At 63.6% G+C, this 14,788-nt stretch carries 18 protein-coding genes; 11 read left to right on the top strand and 7 right to left on the bottom strand.

The features are described from left to right. Window positions 1–6 precede the first annotated feature (6 nt). Window positions 7–132 carry a hypothetical protein gene (locus SynA1562_RS12965; protein WP_255445805.1) on the top strand — a complete coding sequence of 42 codons (126 nt, stop codon included), beginning with the start codon at window positions 7–9 and terminating at the stop codon, window positions 130–132. Here the strand turns inward: SynA1562_RS12965 and SynA1562_RS04450 are convergent. Then, window positions 114–1,055 (bottom strand): bifunctional riboflavin kinase/FAD synthetase, encoded by a 942-nt coding sequence (locus tag SynA1562_RS04450; protein WP_186495311.1) that lies wholly within the window; start codon window positions 1,053–1,055, stop codon window positions 114–116. The two genes, SynA1562_RS12965 and SynA1562_RS04450, sit on opposite strands and share 19 nt — an antisense overlap. Window positions 1,056–1,109: 54 nt before the next feature. Here SynA1562_RS04450 and SynA1562_RS04455 point away from each other — a divergent pair, with 54 nt between their 5' ends. Continuing rightward, window positions 1,110–1,670, top strand: a complete 561-nt coding sequence (locus SynA1562_RS04455; RefSeq protein ID WP_186494903.1) for a DUF3611 family protein — start codon at window positions 1,110–1,112, stop codon at window positions 1,668–1,670. On the opposite strand, the gene surE is transcribed toward SynA1562_RS04455, so the two are convergent. Further along, the gene (surE, locus tag SynA1562_RS04460) at window positions 1,655–2,464 is read right to left on the bottom strand and encodes a 5'/3'-nucleotidase SurE (protein ID WP_186494904.1); all 810 of its coding nucleotides are present in this window, start codon (window positions 2,462–2,464) and stop codon (window positions 1,655–1,657) included. The genes SynA1562_RS04455 and surE overlap by 16 nt on opposite strands. 71 nt (window positions 2,465–2,535) lie before the next feature. On the opposite strand from surE, the gene pheS reads away from it, so the two are divergent. Together pheS and SynA1562_RS04470 are read left to right on the top strand one after the other, a co-directional pair. Continuing rightward, entirely contained in the window at window positions 2,536–3,543 is a 1,008-nt protein-coding gene (pheS, locus tag SynA1562_RS04465) for a phenylalanine--tRNA ligase subunit alpha (protein ID WP_115081995.1), read from the top strand. A gap of 111 nt (window positions 3,544–3,654) precedes the next feature. Next, the gene (locus tag SynA1562_RS04470; protein WP_186494905.1) at window positions 3,655–4,266 is read left to right on the top strand and encodes a ferric reductase-like transmembrane domain-containing protein; all 612 of its coding nucleotides are present in this window, start codon (window positions 3,655–3,657) and stop codon (window positions 4,264–4,266) included. A 26-nt stretch (window positions 4,267–4,292) separates the two neighbouring features. Here SynA1562_RS04470 and SynA1562_RS04475 read toward each other — a convergent pair whose 3' ends face one another. Continuing rightward, the gene (locus tag SynA1562_RS04475; RefSeq protein ID WP_255445730.1) at window positions 4,293–4,724 is read right to left on the bottom strand and encodes a hypothetical protein; all 432 of its coding nucleotides are present in this window, start codon (window positions 4,722–4,724) and stop codon (window positions 4,293–4,295) included. A 327-nt stretch (window positions 4,725–5,051) separates the two neighbouring features. On the opposite strand from SynA1562_RS04475, the gene SynA1562_RS04480 reads away from it, so the two are divergent. The 3 genes from SynA1562_RS04480 to SynA1562_RS04490 are packed head-to-tail and all read left to right on the top strand — an operon-like array spanning window position 5,052 to window position 7,084. Continuing rightward, window positions 5,052–5,960: an NAD(+) kinase gene (locus tag SynA1562_RS04480; RefSeq protein ID WP_186494906.1), complete on the top strand. Its 909-nt coding sequence runs from the start codon at window positions 5,052–5,054 to the stop codon at window positions 5,958–5,960. Then, a complete protein-coding gene (locus tag SynA1562_RS04485) occupies window positions 5,957–6,634 on the top strand; it encodes a response regulator transcription factor (protein ID WP_186494907.1) in 678 nt (225 codons plus the stop codon). The genes SynA1562_RS04480 and SynA1562_RS04485 overlap by 4 nt, the downstream gene beginning before the upstream one ends. Window positions 6,635–6,640: 6 nt before the next feature. After that, entirely contained in the window at window positions 6,641–7,084 is a 444-nt protein-coding gene (locus SynA1562_RS04490) for a DUF192 domain-containing protein (RefSeq protein ID WP_186494908.1), read from the top strand. A gap of 7 nt (window positions 7,085–7,091) precedes the next feature. On the opposite strand, the gene cbiE is transcribed toward SynA1562_RS04490, so the two are convergent. Next, window positions 7,092–8,351, bottom strand: coding sequence for a precorrin-6y C5,15-methyltransferase (decarboxylating) subunit CbiE (cbiE, locus tag SynA1562_RS04495; protein WP_186494909.1), 1,260 nt, complete (start codon window positions 8,349–8,351; stop codon window positions 7,092–7,094). Window positions 8,352–8,503: 152 nt separating this feature from the next. Here cbiE and SynA1562_RS04500 point away from each other — a divergent pair, with 152 nt between their 5' ends. Further along, window positions 8,504–8,746, top strand: a complete 243-nt coding sequence (locus tag SynA1562_RS04500) for a hypothetical protein (RefSeq protein ID WP_186494910.1) — start codon at window positions 8,504–8,506, stop codon at window positions 8,744–8,746. A 79-nt stretch (window positions 8,747–8,825) separates the two neighbouring features. Beyond that, a complete protein-coding gene (locus SynA1562_RS04505; RefSeq protein WP_186494911.1) occupies window positions 8,826–11,324 on the top strand; it encodes a GH116 family glycosyl hydrolase in 2,499 nt (832 codons plus the stop codon). On the opposite strand, the gene SynA1562_RS04510 is transcribed toward SynA1562_RS04505, so the two are convergent. Next, window positions 11,243–11,500, bottom strand: coding sequence for an AraC family transcriptional regulator (locus tag SynA1562_RS04510; protein WP_186494912.1), 258 nt, complete (start codon window positions 11,498–11,500; stop codon window positions 11,243–11,245). The two genes, SynA1562_RS04505 and SynA1562_RS04510, sit on opposite strands and share 82 nt — an antisense overlap. Before the next feature lie 225 nt (window positions 11,501–11,725). Between SynA1562_RS04510 and SynA1562_RS04515 the strand changes: the two genes are divergently transcribed. Further along, window positions 11,726–12,214 (top strand): DUF3122 domain-containing protein, encoded by a 489-nt coding sequence (locus SynA1562_RS04515; RefSeq protein WP_186494913.1) that lies wholly within the window; start codon window positions 11,726–11,728, stop codon window positions 12,212–12,214. Next, window positions 12,214–13,278, top strand: coding sequence for a bifunctional diaminohydroxyphosphoribosylaminopyrimidine deaminase/5-amino-6-(5-phosphoribosylamino)uracil reductase RibD (gene ribD / locus SynA1562_RS04520; protein WP_186495312.1), 1,065 nt, complete (start codon window positions 12,214–12,216; stop codon window positions 13,276–13,278). Before SynA1562_RS04515 ends, ribD begins: the two co-directional genes overlap by 1 nt. A gap of 1 nt (window position 13,279) precedes the next feature. Here the strand turns inward: ribD and SynA1562_RS04525 are convergent, their stop codons facing one another. After that, entirely contained in the window at window positions 13,280–14,008 is a 729-nt protein-coding gene (locus SynA1562_RS04525; protein ID WP_186494914.1) for a potassium channel family protein, read from the bottom strand. Between the two features lie 48 nt (window positions 14,009–14,056). After that, window positions 14,057–14,713, bottom strand: coding sequence for an SOS response-associated peptidase (locus SynA1562_RS04530; protein WP_186494915.1), 657 nt, complete (start codon window positions 14,711–14,713; stop codon window positions 14,057–14,059). Window positions 14,714–14,788 lie beyond the last annotated feature (75 nt).

Consider the following 14,788-nt stretch of genomic DNA (forward strand, 5'->3'; position numbering starts at 1 on the left):
TCTGCGTTGGTCATGGAGAACGGTGGTTCTGAGAGCACCATGCACGTTCTGGTCTGGGGAATCGTCCTTCTCGGCGGCATCGGCGTGTTCATCGTCTGGGGGCTGGTGAATGCCTATCCGACCGTGGCCTGAGAGCCGGTCTGAAGAATCTCGCGGGCCTGGGCTGCGTCTCGGCCGATCTGGCTGCTGAGCTCCTCGAGGCCACTGAATTTGCTCTGGCCGCGCAAGCGCTGCACCGGCTCGACGCCCAGTTGCCGGCCCTCCAGCTCTAGGCTCTGATCCAGCAAGTGCACCTCCACGGCTGAGGGAGATGTGGGATCGATTGTGGGTTGGGGCCCGAGGTTCATCACGGCCGGCAGCCGATCGCCATCCCCATCCAGTTGGGCCCAGGCGGCGTAGACGCCAAGGCCTGGCAAGGCCTTGCGCCCATCCACTTGGAGATTGGCGGTAGGCCAGCCCAGTTCACGCCCCAGGCCTCGGCCTCGAACCACCCGTCCCTGAAAGCGGTAGGCCCGGCCCAGCAAGGCTTTGGCGGTGGTGAGGTCGGCCTGCTCGAGGGCTGCGCGGATGCGGCTGCTGCTCATCCGGCCCTCCCTGTCCTCAACGATGGGCACCACCTTCACCTCAACGCCGCTGCGAGCCGCCAGCCGCTCCAGCATCTCGGCGTCACCGCGCCGCTGATGACCGAAGCGGAAGTTGGTGCCAACGGCAATGCGCCGTGCTTGAAGAGTGTTCAGCAGCACGTTGGTGACGAAGTCTTCGGCACTCAGCTGAGCGAGCTCGCGGGTGAAGGGCACCAGCACGAGCTGTTGGATCCCCAGCGGTTCCAGCAGAGCGAGTTTTTCGCTGGGTAGATCCAACCTCAGACGTGCCTCCCCGAACAACACCTCACGGGGATGGGGCCAGAAGCTCACCACCGAGGCAACGGCCTCCTCGGGGCGGTTCTGAATGGCCTCAGAGATCACGCGGCGATGGCCGGCATGCAGGCCATCGAAACTCCCCAGCGCCAGGGCAGTGGGCCGACGGGCTTCCTCTGGAGAGCAGAGCGGGATCAAAGAGGTGCAGAAGGTGCGCTTTGGTGGCAAGTTTGAACGACAGAGCACCAGGGCATGCCAGACCGCCTCGATTTCAAGAAGTTGTCGTTCGGCGTGCGTCGGATGGGATGGATCCGGTTCTGGATCCAAGTGGTCCTCGGCATCGTTGTGGTGGGTGTGCTGCTGTTCAACAACATCGGCGGAAGCCTGGCCCGTAATTCCGAACGTGCTGTGGGCTTGGGGCCTGGCCTTTCGCTCACGTCCCTGGCCTTTCTCGTGTTGCTGTTCAGCCTCTGGCAGGGCTGGCTGATCGTGCGGACCGGTCGGGCCATCGACAGTGCAGCCCGTCCCAGTCGGGGTGAGGTTGCGCGGCTGATCAAACGGGGGCTGTTGGCGGATCTTCTGGGTCTCACCTTCGCCACCATTGGTTACCAAGCCCTTGCCGGCAGCCTGTTCGTGCAGGCCTCTATGCAGACTCCCGGCATTGCCATCGGCGGCCGCGGCATGGCCGACAACCTGGCGATCACGTCCCTGGAAATGCTTTCAGTGCTCAGCAACACTCAGGTGCTGTTCGCCCACCTGATCGGGGTGTTGTTCTCCCTTTGGTTGCTGCAGCGGGTTTACCGCACCAGTTGATCCTTGAGCTTGAGTTGCGGCAGTCCGCTGAGGGGCCCCCGCCAGAACAGGTCGGGCTGGATCGGCGTGAGTGAGGGTGAATTGGCGTGAATTTGGGCCACATCACTGGGCCAATCACGGGGGCCTTCTCCAGCTGATTCCAGATCCTGCACGGCTTCTCCGGCCAGCCAGTAGTAGGCGCGGCCACGGGGATCTTCCCGGCGGCTGAATTGCTCGTCGTAGAGCCGGATCGAGAGACGGGTCCAGCGCAGTGCTCCCATCTCCTCCCGGTCACAGGGGGGGATGTTGAGGTTGAGCAGCAGGTTGTCGGGCCACTGGTCGGCGATGGCCTGTTCACTCACCTCCAGGGCAAGATCGGCGGCCGCCTGGAACTGACGCCACTGGAAGCAGGCGCTGCTCACCGCTAAGGAACGAATGCCCTCAAGGGTGCCTTCCATCGCTGCGGCAACGGTGCCGGAGCAGAACACGTCGGTTCCCAGGTTGGGTCCGTGATTGATGCCGGAGAGCACCAGGTCTGGCTTCTCCTTCACCAGTTCGAACAGGGCCAGCTTCATGCAGTCGGCTGGGGTGCCACTGCAGGCCCAGGCGGTGACCCCTGGGGCGAACAGTTCATCGGCCCGTTCGGCGCGGATGGGGGTCTGCAGGGTGAGGCCATGGCCTGTGGCAGACCGTTCTTGATCCGGGCAGACCACCGTCACCTGATGGCCGCGGGCTGCCGCTGCGGCGGCCAGGGTTCGGATGCCGTCGGCGAAGACCCCGTCGTCATTGCTGATCAGTATCCGCAGCGGGGCCATGGGGTCATTCGCACTGTGGTGAACCTAAGCGGCATGGCTGCTTACAGTCGGCAGCTGTCTGTTTCATCCCTGTGAGCGCACCGGTCACCCTGCAGCAGCTCACCGATCAACTCGATGCCCTCGAGCAGCAGGCCGCGGCGGAGATCGCCGAGGCGGCCGATGCCGCTGCGCTGGAGCAACTGCGGGTTGGGCTGCTGGGCAAGAAGGGCCGCATCTCCGGTGTGCTCGGGGCGATGGGCAAGTTGCCCGGAGAGGAGCGTCCCCTCGTGGGTCAGCGCGCCAACGTGCTGAAAACGCAGGTGCAGTCGCTATTGGGAGAGCGGTTGCAGGCCGTGAAGCAGGCGGCCATGGCGGAGCGAATTGCCAGGGAAAGCCTCGATGTCACCGCTCCGGCTTCCGGGGTGCCGATGGGGCATCGCCATCCCCTGATCACCACCACCGAAGAGATCGTTGATCTGTTCCTGGGCCTCGGTTACAGCGTTGCCGAAGGGCCTGAGGTGGAGCGGGACCATTACAACTTCACCGCTCTGAACATCCCCGAGGACCATCCGGCCCGGGACATGCAGGACACCTTCTATCTCGGGGGTGACCTGCTGATGCGGACCCACACCTCCCCGGTGCAGATTCGCCACCTCGAAGAGAACCCGCCTCCGGTGCGGATCGTGGCTCCCGGTCGGGTTTATCGCCGCGATGCCGTTGATGCCACCCACTCGCCGGTGTTTCACCAGGTGGAGGTGCTGGCCATTGATGAGGGGCTTGATTTCAGCCACCTGCGCGGCACGGTGATGGCCTTCCTCAAGGCCTTCTTCGGTGACCTGCCGGTGCGCTTCCGGGCCAGTTATTTCCCCTTCACCGAGCCCTCCGCCGAGGTGGATGTGCAGTGGCGCGGCCGCTGGCTTGAGGTGATGGGCTGCGGCATGGTGGATCCTGCCGTGCTGGAAGGGCTTGGCCTCGATCCGGAGCGTTACAGCGGTTTCGCCGCGGGCCTGGGGGTGGAGCGCTTCTGCATGGTGCGCCATGGCATTGACGACATCCGCCGGCTGTACACCAGCGATCTGCGCTTCCTTGAGCAGTTCTGATTGGCGCAGTAAAAGCTCAACCACGCTCTGCCACCTAGGGCTTCGGTGCTCTTAACCCGCAGTTGGCAAGGCTGAACAGGGTGTTTAAAAAAGAGAATCAGGGAAGTTTCGATGGCTCGTCTTGGCTGGCGACTGACGGCCTTGGTGACGCTCACGATCGTGGTGGGTCTTGCGCTTCACTTCGGCGTCTCTGGATGGACGTCGACATCAGTCGCGGCAGGCATCGATGCAACGGGGCGAAGCTCCCTGGTTCTCTTCTCGATGGCCTTTGTGGCTTCGAGTGTGCAACGCCTCTGGCCGTCATCCCTGAGTCAGTGGATGCTGCAAAACAGACGCTGGATCGGGCTGAGTTTTGCATCGTCCCATGGGATTCATTTGGCCTTGATCCTTGCGATGGCGCTTGATTTCCCTGACCCATTCCTGAGTGAGCAGCCCGCAGGGAAGTGGCTGGTTGGCGGTGTGGCGTATCTGTTGATTGCCTCGATGGCTCTCACGTCAACGAATGCGGCTCAGCGATGGATGGGCATGAAACATTGGATGCGACTGCACGTGATTGGCTCCTATTGGATTTGGGCCGAATTCGCCCTCACTTACGTGAGCCATGTGAAGAAAGGGCCAGCGGATTTCTATGCACCCTTTCTTGTCTTCACCCTGGTTCTCCTGCTGATCCGCTGGGTTGGCCACATCAAACCCAAAAGCCCGTTAAGTCCCGTGGGTGGATAAACACTCAAGTCGTTCGGGTTGGAGGCTTAGTCAAACAACCAGCGAAATCCCATCGAAACGCCATGTTGCGTGGAGGAGTAGCTGTCGCGTCCGTTGTGGGCGGAGTAGTCGATACCGAAGTAGCGATAGGCCAGGGAAATCTGAGCGGAATTGCCCAGGGCGTAGGCCATACCCGCTTCGACGGTTCCCGAAAGATCCTGTTTGCCATTGAGCCCAAAGCCACCGGCATCCATGCCGAGGAAGGCCTGCCAGTCTTCGCCCAGAGCCAGGGTGGTGTTCATGCCCACAAGGGGCTGAACCCAGGTGTTGTGCCACGTCTCACTGGCTTCATTGGCAATGTCGCGTTGGAGTTGCCTTGAGGGAAGGATTCCCTCGATGGTTACGTCGTCTTTGAACGACACGTCCATGTCCAAGGAGGCGTCGATCAATCGCATGCCTGCGAAGCCAATGAAGCTCATCGCCCCTGGCGTCATCCGTGGCTTTTGAATCTCCCCAGCGCGATAGCGCAGGGCCAGATCAAAAATGGTTTGCTCGCTGTCGGTGACCGACTTGACCGTTCAATGTTGATTGCCCTCGGGCTTCGATAGGCCCTGTTTTTGTCCCAATTGCCAGCGCACTCAGAGCGAGGACTTGTCCAAGCGTTTTGAAGGCTTTCATGGACGTCTGCGCATTTTCCTCTTGTTAGAGAGAAAAGGAAATTTGCGCAGCGTTGCGATCCCGATCGCGGACGGATGGGCGCATGCAAGGTCCCATAAGCTGAATCCGTTGTTTCTTGGCCGCGATCAGTGCCCCGCATTGGACTGATCGTCAATGACGGCAAGCCGCTGGCCGTTCAGACGGCGGACACGATTCAGCAGCGCCTGGAGGCAACCGGCCACGCCGTGGAGCGGGCCAGCAGTTCGGGGGGAATGGTGGGCTTTGCCAACCCCGATCAGCACCTGCGGCTGCGGGGCTATAGCGCCTGTGTGCCCAAGGGCTTTGATCAATCAATGGTGCTCGCCATCGTTTTGGGGGGAGACGGCACGGTGCTCTCCGCAGCGCGGCAGACCGCTCCTGTGGGGATTCCGATTCTCACGATCAACACCGGCCATCTGGGGTTCCTGGCTGAGGCTTATCTCGATGATCTGGACCGGGCCCTCGATGTGGTGCTCACCCAGCAATGGACGATCGAGGAACGCAGCAACCTTGTGGTGAGTGTGATGCGGGGCGACCAGCGCCGCTGGGAGGCGCTGTCCCTCAATGAAATGGCCCTGCACCGTGAGCCGCTCACGAGCATGTGTCACTTCGAGATCGCTATTGGCCGCCACGCCCCGGTGGACATCGCTGCCGATGGTGTGATCCTTTCCACGCCGACGGGCTCGACGGCCTACGCCCTCAGCTCCGGTGGTCCGGTGATCACGCCGGATTGTCCGGTGCTGCAACTCACCCCGATCGCGCCCCATTCCCTGGCCTCCCGCGCCCTGGTGTTCAGCGACCGTGAGCCCGTCACGGTGTTTCCGGCCACACCGGAGCGGCTGATGATGGTGGTGGATGGCAGTGCCGGTTGCTATGTCTGGCCCGAGGACCGGGTCTTGATCCGTCGCAGCGATCACCCCGTGCGCTTTGTGCGCCTCGCTGACCATGAGTTTTTCCAGGTGCTGCGCAACAAATTGGGTTGGGGCCTGCCCCACATCGCCAAGCCCGAGCGGGAATGAACGCTGATCCCTTGTTGCTGTTGGCAGGCCCTTCGGCGATCTCCCTGGCGCCCCGTCTAGCCGCATCGGGCTACGCAACCCTCGATTGGCTCAGTGCCGGGCCCTCGGCACATGCCGCTGAACCGGGTGAATCCCCTGTGGCTGCTGTGCTGGCGGCCGATCAGACCGCATTGATTCAAGACCTGCGCAGCCGTTTTGGGGCCATGCCGATCCTTTTGGATCTGGAACGCGACAGCGTTGAGGCCCGGGCCGCCTGCCTCGGAACCGGTGCAGATGATTTCTGGCTCTCGGAGATCGGGCCCAGCGATCTGTTGCTGCGTCTGCGCCTGCACCGCACGATTCAACAGCGCTCGGGGCAGCGACCGGTGCTGCTTCAGCTCGATGATCTCAGTGTCGACCCCACCAACCGGACGGTTCGGCGGGGAGAACGTGTGGTGGCGTTGACGGCGAGGGAATTCATGCTGTTGCAGGTGCTGTTGCGGCGGCGTGGCCAGGTGTTGAGCCGCGAGCTGCTGCTTCAGGAGGTGTGGCAGGGGGAGCGTTCCAGCAGCAATGTTGTTGAGGTGTACGTGCGCTACCTGCGTCAGAAGCTGGAGGCCGGTGGTGAGCGCCGTTTGCTTCACACCGTGCGCGGCCGGGGGTATCGCCTCGGCCAGGTGTTGCCGAAGGCTTGAGCGGCCATGGATGCTCTGCCCCCTGAACCGCCCCCGCAGTGGCTGCCGATTGGGGCCCGCTGGTGTGTGGCCCAGCAGCGTTGCATTGATCTCGAGGTAGCCCGCAGTCCGGAGCAGCAGCGGCTGGGCTTGATGCAGAGGCCGGCTCTGCCGCCTTTGCGTGGGATGTGGTTTCCCTTCGCCACCCCCCAGCCGCAGCGCTTCTGGATGTTCAACACCCTTGCGCCTCTTGACATGATCTTTGTGCGTGATGGGCGGGTGCTCGATTTGGTGCCCGCTGTTCCCACCTGCGCTGCCCTGCCCTGTCGCTCCTACTCCGCCGATGCCGATGGCAATGGACGGGCTGATTTCGTTGATGCGGTGATTGAGATCGGTGCCGGTGAGGCGCAGCGTCTTGGCATTGGCATCGGGGATCCGGTACGGATCACGCCGCTCCAGCTTTCGCCGTGAAGCCTGCTTAAGCCGGCTTTGTTCCCGTCACGATCAACGTGGGGTTCATCGGAGCCAGGCGGGTGCCATCCCCCAGTGGTTGTCCCCTCCAGGCCTGCAGTTGCTGCACGCGCACGGCCAACCCAGCGTTCTCGAGCAGAGGCCGAACGCTGGCCAAGGCCTCGATGCTCGCCAGGGGAATCACCACAACGCCATCAGGCCGCAGCCGCGTCAGCACGTTCTGCAGCAGGCGCTCCCGTTGGGCGCCACCGCCTCCGAGCAGAACCCGATCGGGCTGATTGAGGCCATCGGGGAGCCCCCCGTTCAGCACCGTGGTGGCGTCGGCCTCCAGTACTGCTTCGGGGCTGACACCGAGCCGTTGCGCATTGCGCTGGATCAGTTGCGCGCCACCGGCGCGGCGTTCCACCGCGAGCAGTTGCAGGCCAGGCCGCAGGCGCAGCGCTTCCAGACCGACGCTGCCGGTGCCGGCCCCCAGATCCCAGAGCACGCCCTGCTGCGGCAGGGCGAGTTCGGCCAGAAGTTGGATGCGCACCTCCCGCTTGGTCATCAGCCCGGGGTGATCGCTGTGCTGCAGGTAGAGCCCGTCATCGAGCCCGAATAACGGCAGCTGATGCGGATCCGGTGCCGCGGGTTCGCGGGCGATCAGCAGTGCAATAAGCAGTGGATGCAGATCTGTTGGTAACGAGGCGTGTGGGGCGATCAGCTGCACCCGTTCATCGGGGTGCCCGAGGTTTTCGCAGAGCCACAGGTCTGTGCTGGCCTCCAAGCCGCTGCTGCGCAACATCTGTTTCACGGTGCCGGCGCCCCCCTGGTTCGGGTCCGTCAGCACCGCCAGGGCCGCCGGTCGCTTCTGCAGGGTGCTGGCCAGGATTTTGGGATCCCGTCCGTGCAGGCTCACCCACTCGGCGTCCTGCCAGGGGCGCCCGATGCGGGCGAAGGCCAGCTGCAGCGATGTGGGGGCCGGATGAAACCGAAGCTGCTCTGCCCCGATGCGGTCGCAAAGAATGCGCCCTAGGCCGAACCACAGCGGATCGCCGCTGGCCAGTACCACCACAGCTTGATCAGCAGCTTTTGATTGCAGGCTGTCCACCAGAGCCCGCGGTTCATCGCTGCTGATCAGCTCAGGTTTGGCGTCCCCTAGCCAGTCCTGCAGAGCAGCTTGCAACCGCTGCGGTGCGGCAATCACGGCGGCCGCCCGCAGCAGCGTCTGCTGTGGAGCGGGCAACGAGGCGGGCGCCCCGGCGTCGGTGCCGATAACATCGATCATCACGTCATTCTGGTGTCAGGGTTTGCGGGGCAATGACCGCTGGTGCAAGCCCTGCTGCATGCTCGGATTGCCCAGGCCCGCAGTTACACCGCTGATGCGGTGACGCTGCCCTTGGCGGCGGAACAGCGCCTGAACGACCTGATGGAGGAGGCATGACCCCAGCCCATGATCGCCGCCAACGCTTGCATGAGCTTGTGATTGCCTTGATTGCTCAGCAGGACGATCTGCCCTTGCTCGATCCCGATCAGCCCGACTTGGAGGGGACGGCCCCCGGCCGTTGGCTGGATCAGAACCGCCGCAGCCTGCATCGCTATCAAGCCTTGGTTCGCACGGCGGTCACCTTGGATGCCCTGCTGGATGCCGAAGACAATCCCTCACGACTGTCTGCAGGCTGATGCTGATGTCTGCAGGCTGATCGCAACGGCTGGCTGATCGCGTCAAACCTGGCAATCTGGGGCGACTCTCGGCCCCTGCATGGCTTCGTTCGGTTGGTCCGCTCTGAACTCCCTGCTGGGTCGCGGCAAGCAAGCCAAGCGCTGGCATCCACCGGAGGCTTCCTGGAGCCGACCCTTCGGCCTGGGCTGGGACAAGCCCTACACGGTTCGCTATGCCAGCAACCTCGACGACGGCCCCAACCACGGCATGCCACTGGGGGGCTTTGGAGCCGGTTGTTTTGGGCGGGCACCCGACGGCAACATCAACCTCTGGCATCTCGATGGCGGCGAGCACTGGTTTGGGGTGTTGCCCGACTGCCAGTTCGCTCTGTTTGAAGGGAATGGTCGCGGCAAGCGCGCCCACGCTTTGGCGGTTCAGCCGGATCAGGATGCTTCGCGGCCGGAGGCTGGCCAGCCGCTGAAAGCCTGGGAGTGGTACCCGGCCAGCACGCCGGATCGCATCACCGGCACCTATTCCGCCCGTTACCCCCTCAGTTGGACCAGCTACGAGGGTGTGTACGACGCAGAGGTGCGTTGTGAGGCCTTCAGCCCGATCCTGCCGGGTGATTACCAGCGCACCAGCTACCCGGTGGCGGTGTTCGTCTGGACGCTGCGCAATCCCACCGATCAGCCTCTGGATTTGTCGTTGCTGCTGAGTTGGCGCAACACCACCGGCTGGTTCACCAACACCGATGCCTCCGCGGAGGTTCACTTCCGCGATGACGGCAGCCCCGAGCACAACTACGCCCCGGCCATCGGCAGCACCGCCGGCCAGCGCAACCGTTGCATTGACGATGGCTCCCTCAAGGGAGTGGTGCTCGAGGGCAACGTCTCCAATCCCGTTGCCGAGGGCGAGGGCCAGTGGTGCATTGCCACAGCCGAGCAGCCCGGTGTCACGATCCAGCGTTGCAGTCGCTGGAATCCCAGCGGTGATGGGCGTGAGCTGTGGGAGAGCTTCAGTGCTGATGGATCCATCCCTGAAAGCAACAATGACCGACGCAGTGGATCCGATGATCCCCTCAGTGCTGCGCTTGCGGTGCAGTGTCAGCTGCCCCCTGGGCAGAGCATTGAGATCCCGCTGGTGATCAGCTGGGACCTGCCTGTGACGGCCTTTGCTACCGGTAGCCAGGCGCTGCGCCGCTACACCGACTTCTTCGCTGCGGATGCCAACCAGGCGGTTGCCATTGCCGCTGAAGCACTATGTGACTGGCGCAGTTGGCGCCAGCAGATCGAGGCCTGGCAGCAGCCGGTGCTGCAACGCCAGGACCTGCCGGAACCTCTGCGAATGGCTCTGTTCAACGAGCTTTACGACCTCTGTAGTGGCGGCAGTCTCTGGAGTGCGGCGTCACCTGAGAATCCCTACGGCCGTTTCGGCGTTCTCGAGTGCCTCGACTACGCCTGGTACGAAAGTCTCGACGTTCGGCTCTACGGGTCCCTAGCCCTGCTGCAGCTCTGGCCGGAACTCGACAAGGCCGTGCTGCGCAGCTTTGCCCGCGCGATTCCGGCCGCAGATGCCACCCAGCGACCGATCGGCTGGTACTTCACCCAGGGGAAGGGCCGGGTGGAAGCTGATCGCAAGGTGAAAGGAGCCACCCCTCACGACCTGGGGGCTCCCAACGAGATCCCCTGGGATGCGACCAACTACACCGCTTATCAGGACTGCAACCTCTGGAAAGACCTCGGCAGCGATTTTGTGCTGCAGGTTTGGCGCAGCTTCAAGCTCGCCCCCAGTGGTGAAGACATCCGCTTCCTCGCTGATTGCTGGCCGGCGGCCGTGGAGGCACTGCGCTACCTGAAGACGTTCGATGTGAACAACGACGGCCTGCCCGATAACGGCGGTGCTCCGGATCAGACCTTCGACGACTGGCCCCTCAAAGGGGTGAGCGCCTACTGCGGTGCTCTTTGGATCGCTGCGCTTGAGGCTGCCCTGGCGATTGCCCAGACGCTTCAGCTCATCACAGGGCTGGACACCTCCGCTGAACAAAGGGAATTCAGCGGTTGGCTGGAGCAATCCCGGGGCAATTTCGACAAGCTGCTCTGGAACGGCGAGTACTACGACATTGATGCCGAGAGCGGCACGCCGGTGGTGATGGCCGATCAGCTCTGCGGCGATTTCTACGCACGGCTCTTGGGCCTGCCCCCGGTGGTGAGTGACAACAACAGCCGCAGCACCTTGAAAGCAGTTAAGGAGGCCTGCTTCGAGGCTTTCGATGGTGGATCCCTCGGTGTGGCTAACGGCTTGCGCCGCGATGGCACGCCTTTGGATCCCAATGGCACCCACCCCCTCGAGGTGTGGACGGGGATCAACTTCGGGATTGCCAGCTACTACCGCCTGATGGGAGACAAGCAGACGGCGCAAGCGATCTGCTCAGCGGTTGTTGAGCAGGTGTATTCCGGTGGTCTGCAGTTCCGCACCCCTGAGGCGATCACTGCGGTGAACACCTTCCGGGCCTGTCACTACCTCAGGGCCATGGCCATCTGGGGGCTCTGGGCCACGGAGACCGATTGGATGCTCATTCCCGGAGCGAATGCCCGTTGAAGCGTGGCGCTGGGGGATTCACCGAACTGGTTGCGGTAATCCCTGGCGAAGTGATTGCGACTCTGGAAGCTGTAATGGCAGGCGATTTCATGCACGGTGCTGCCGCCAATGATCCGCTGCACCTCCGGGGAGCTGAGAGCGTGATGCACCTGGCTGAGCCGGATCTGTTTCAGCATTGGTTTGGATGGATAAAACCGGCAGCTTTCCTGAACCACCCAGCCGGAAGGTCCCTTCGAGTCGGCCCCGGCTCAATTGGGTGACATCCATCTCGAAGCCAACCGCCTGCAGGCTGTTGCTGAGGCACGGAGCAGAGTGGAATGCAACCTCCATGGGCTGATTGTTGGAGTGAATCGCCTTCTATGCAGGTTTGTTGTGAGAATTTATTCACTCACCTCTTCCCCATGCGCCGTTTGCTCTGTTGTTTGTTGGCCGCTCTGGGGCTGCTGCTGCTCACGCCGGGTACGGCCTGGGCCCAGGTTCATCAGCATGAGAACGAGGACGGCGTCGCCATGGTGCGTTCGCTGGAGAGCCTGCGGGACCTCGATTACGACAGCTGGCAGGCGGTGGCCTACCGCGAAGGCCCTCCGGGCCAGCCGGTGGTGCTGCGCGTGGTGGGTTATCCCGGAAAACTGCGGCTCGATCATCCGGTGAGCCTCCAGGTGTTGGCGGGTCGGCGCGAATGGCAGCTGGACGACATCACCCTGGCCAATCCGGTGCTGGCCACCGATGGGCGCGACGCAGCGGCTGAATTTGCCCTCGATCCTCTGCTGGACGACCTCAGCAACAACCGCCCGCTGCGTTTGGCGTTGCCGGGTGTCTTCACCGAGTTGCCGATCCCTCCCTACGTCGTCGGTGAATGGCGGTCCCTGCAGGAGCTGCCCCTCAGCTGATGTGGGAGCTCTGGATGCGGCGGGCCCTGGCCCTGGCCGCCCTTGCTGAAGGCCACACCAGCCCCAACCCCCTTGTGGGGGCCGTGGTTCTTGATCGCGAAGGCCGCCTTGTGGGCGAAGGCTTTCATGCGCGGACTGGAGACGCCCATGCCGAGGTGGGTGCGTTGCGGCAGGCCGGGGATGCGGCCCGGGGCGGAACCCTTGTGGTCACCCTTGAACCCTGCTGCCACCACGGCCGCACGCCCCCCTGCAGTGAGGCGGTGCTGCGGGCAGGCATTGGCCGCGTTGTGATCGCCCTGGAGGATCCCGATCCCCGGGTGGATGGGGGCGGCATCCGTCAGCTGAGGCAGGCGGGGCTGGAGGTGATCAGTGGTGTGCTGCGCGAGGAGGCCCGCCAGCAGAACCGGGCCTTTCTGCACCGTGTTCGCACCGGCCGCCCCTTCGGAATCCTGAAGTGGGCCATGAGCCTGGATGGCCGCACCGCTTTGCCCAACGGCGCCAGCCAATGGATCAGCGGCCCAACCGCCCGCGATTGGGTGCATCGGCTGCGCAGCGGCATGGATGCCGTAGTGGTTGGGGGCGGCACGGTGCGCGGCGATGATCCGCTGCTCACCAGCAGGGGCCGGCGTTCACCGGAACCGCTGCGGGTTGTGCTGAGCCGCAGCTTGGATCTGCCGGATCAGGCCCAGCTCTGGGACACCGCGGTTGCGCCGACCCTCGTGGCCCACGGGCCCGAGGCTGACCCCCAGCGCTTGCCATCCGGTCCAGAGGGCCTTGGGCTTTCGGCCTGTGAACCGGAGCAGCTGATGGAGGCCCTGGCGCAACGGGGGTGCAACCAGGTGCTTTGGGAGTGCGGGCCTGAGCTGGCGGCCGCGGCGATCAGGCAGGGCTGCGTGCAGGAGATTGCGGCAGTGGTGGCTCCGAAGCTGATCGGGGGCATGGCGGCCCGAACCCCCTTAGGGGATCTGAACTTCAACGCCATGGATCAGGTGCTGCAGGGGCAGTGGCATCAGAGCGAGCCCATGGGCAACGACTGGTTGTTGCGTTGGCGCTGCGGCAGCTAGCTCAGCGCTCCCGGCTTTGCCGATCGAGGCTGCTGGCGAAGCGGCCGATCAGCACCCCCATCACGGCAGCGAGGTAGAGCGGTCCGGCGACGCTGGTGGCCACACTCACCATCCGTGACAGGGGGAGCATTGGACTGATGTCTCCGAAGCCAACGGTGGTGAGGCAAACGAAGGCGTAGTAGTTCAGCGCTGAAAAGATGCGGGCGTTGGCCAGAACGCTTGTATCGCCAACGTTGGCCATTTCCAGGGGTTGAAAGCTGCCTGGCTGAATGGTTTCCAGAGCACTCATCACCAGGCCGGCAGCGAGTCCGATGTGCAGGTACCCGGCCGTGGCACCCATCAGCAGCGCCTCGGTGACCCGTCTGGTGTTGGCGAAGCGTGTCACCAGGCGGATCACGCTCCAGCCCACCAGCACACTCCAGCTCAGGGCCAGCGGCATGCCGCTGTAGATCAGCTCCAGGGGGGTGAGCAGCCAGAGCCACATGGTCACCACGGCCATCAGCCCCAGGCCGCGGTACAGCGCATCACTCCAATCCGGTGCCTTGCTGCTCCCCACCATCACCTGCGTCAGCAGTAAGGCAACAAGGGTGTAGCCGATGTAGGTCACCCAGTCCAAGCGAGGAAAGGCGAAGCCCACGGTGGCAATCAGGGTGAAGAGCAACAGCAGCTTCAGCTGCGTGTCATCACGCTGCAGGAGCCGCTGAACCAGACCCACCAGCACCTTGGCCACTGCTGCTGCACCCAGGGTCGGCAGGCATAGACGGCTGTCAAGCCTTGTTCAATCCAGCAAGGAGAGTTGCTGGTGCTTGTTTGTAAGGGCAGCTGGCTTGAGTGCTCTGCAGTCCCATGGTTCTGCTGGTGATGGCGTGAGCATCGGCTCGAGGGCGCGTCGGTGGGCCCCATCACCCGGTTCAAGCCAGACGCTCTCCAACCCCTCAGGAATGATCACCGGCATTCGATCGTGCAACGGCGCCACCAGGCTGTTGGGCTGCGTCGTGATCACGCAGCAGGTCTCCACTTCACTGCCATCGGGGCCGATCCAGCGGTCCCAGACACCAGCCAGCCAGAACATCTGCCGGTCTTTGCGCTGGATCAGGTGCCCCTTTTCAAAAAAGCCTGTGCTGGGCAGAAGGCAGCGGTGATGGCGCCATGGCCCGCGAAAGGAGGCTTTCTCTGCAATGGTTTCTGCGCGGGCATTGATAGGTCGCGGCGCCTGCAATGGATCCTTGACCCAGCCTGGCAGGAGGCCCCAGAGCATGTGGGAGAGACGGTCTTCACCGTGCTCACGCCGCACCGCCAGCACCGGTTCGTGGGGGCGGATCAGCTCGCGGGGGGCGTAATGCTCCAGCCAGGCGCTGTCGTCTGGCCGCAACCAGCTGCGCAGCAGCTGCTGCAATTCCGCGCGAGGCGTGTCGAGGCAATAGCGACCACACATGGGCAGAAGCTAGGCGCCGTTCGGTTCTTACACCCGTTGATTGCCAGAGATCCCTCGTAGCGTGTCGGAACTCTC

It is taken from the genome of Synechococcus sp. A15-62 (assembly GCF_014280075.1).
Classification (GTDB): Bacteria; Cyanobacteriota; Cyanobacteriia; order PCC-6307; family Cyanobiaceae; genus Parasynechococcus.

What these genes read in the sequence shown, in the direction of transcription:
- SynA1562_RS04455 (WP_186494903.1), top strand. Translation starts at nt 1,110, where the DNA reads ATGCCAGACCGCCTCGATTTCAAGAAGTTGTCGTTCGGCGTGCGTCGG.
- surE (WP_186494904.1), bottom strand. Translation starts at nt 2,464, where the DNA reads ATGGCCCCGCTGCGGATACTGATCAGCAATGACGACGGGGTCTTCGCC.
- SynA1562_RS04470 (WP_186494905.1), top strand. Translation starts at nt 3,655, where the DNA reads ATGGCTCGTCTTGGCTGGCGACTGACGGCCTTGGTGACGCTCACGATC.
- SynA1562_RS04475 (WP_255445730.1), bottom strand. Translation starts at nt 4,724, where the DNA reads ATGAGCTTCATTGGCTTCGCAGGCATGCGATTGATCGACGCCTCCTTG.
- SynA1562_RS04485 (WP_186494907.1), top strand. Translation starts at nt 5,957, where the DNA reads ATGAACGCTGATCCCTTGTTGCTGTTGGCAGGCCCTTCGGCGATCTCC.
- SynA1562_RS04490 (WP_186494908.1), top strand. Translation starts at nt 6,641, where the DNA reads ATGGATGCTCTGCCCCCTGAACCGCCCCCGCAGTGGCTGCCGATTGGG.
- cbiE (WP_186494909.1), bottom strand. Translation starts at nt 8,351, where the DNA reads ATGATCGATGTTATCGGCACCGACGCCGGGGCGCCCGCCTCGTTGCCC.
- SynA1562_RS04500 (WP_186494910.1), top strand. Translation starts at nt 8,504, where the DNA reads ATGACCCCAGCCCATGATCGCCGCCAACGCTTGCATGAGCTTGTGATT.
- SynA1562_RS04505 (WP_186494911.1), top strand. Translation starts at nt 8,826, where the DNA reads ATGGCTTCGTTCGGTTGGTCCGCTCTGAACTCCCTGCTGGGTCGCGGC.
- SynA1562_RS04510 (WP_186494912.1), bottom strand. Translation starts at nt 11,500, where the DNA reads ATGCTGAAACAGATCCGGCTCAGCCAGGTGCATCACGCTCTCAGCTCC.
- SynA1562_RS04515 (WP_186494913.1), top strand. Translation starts at nt 11,726, where the DNA reads ATGCGCCGTTTGCTCTGTTGTTTGTTGGCCGCTCTGGGGCTGCTGCTG.
- ribD (WP_186495312.1), top strand. Translation starts at nt 12,214, where the DNA reads ATGTGGGAGCTCTGGATGCGGCGGGCCCTGGCCCTGGCCGCCCTTGCT.
- SynA1562_RS04530 (WP_186494915.1), bottom strand. Translation starts at nt 14,713, where the DNA reads ATGTGTGGTCGCTATTGCCTCGACACGCCTCGCGCGGAATTGCAGCAG.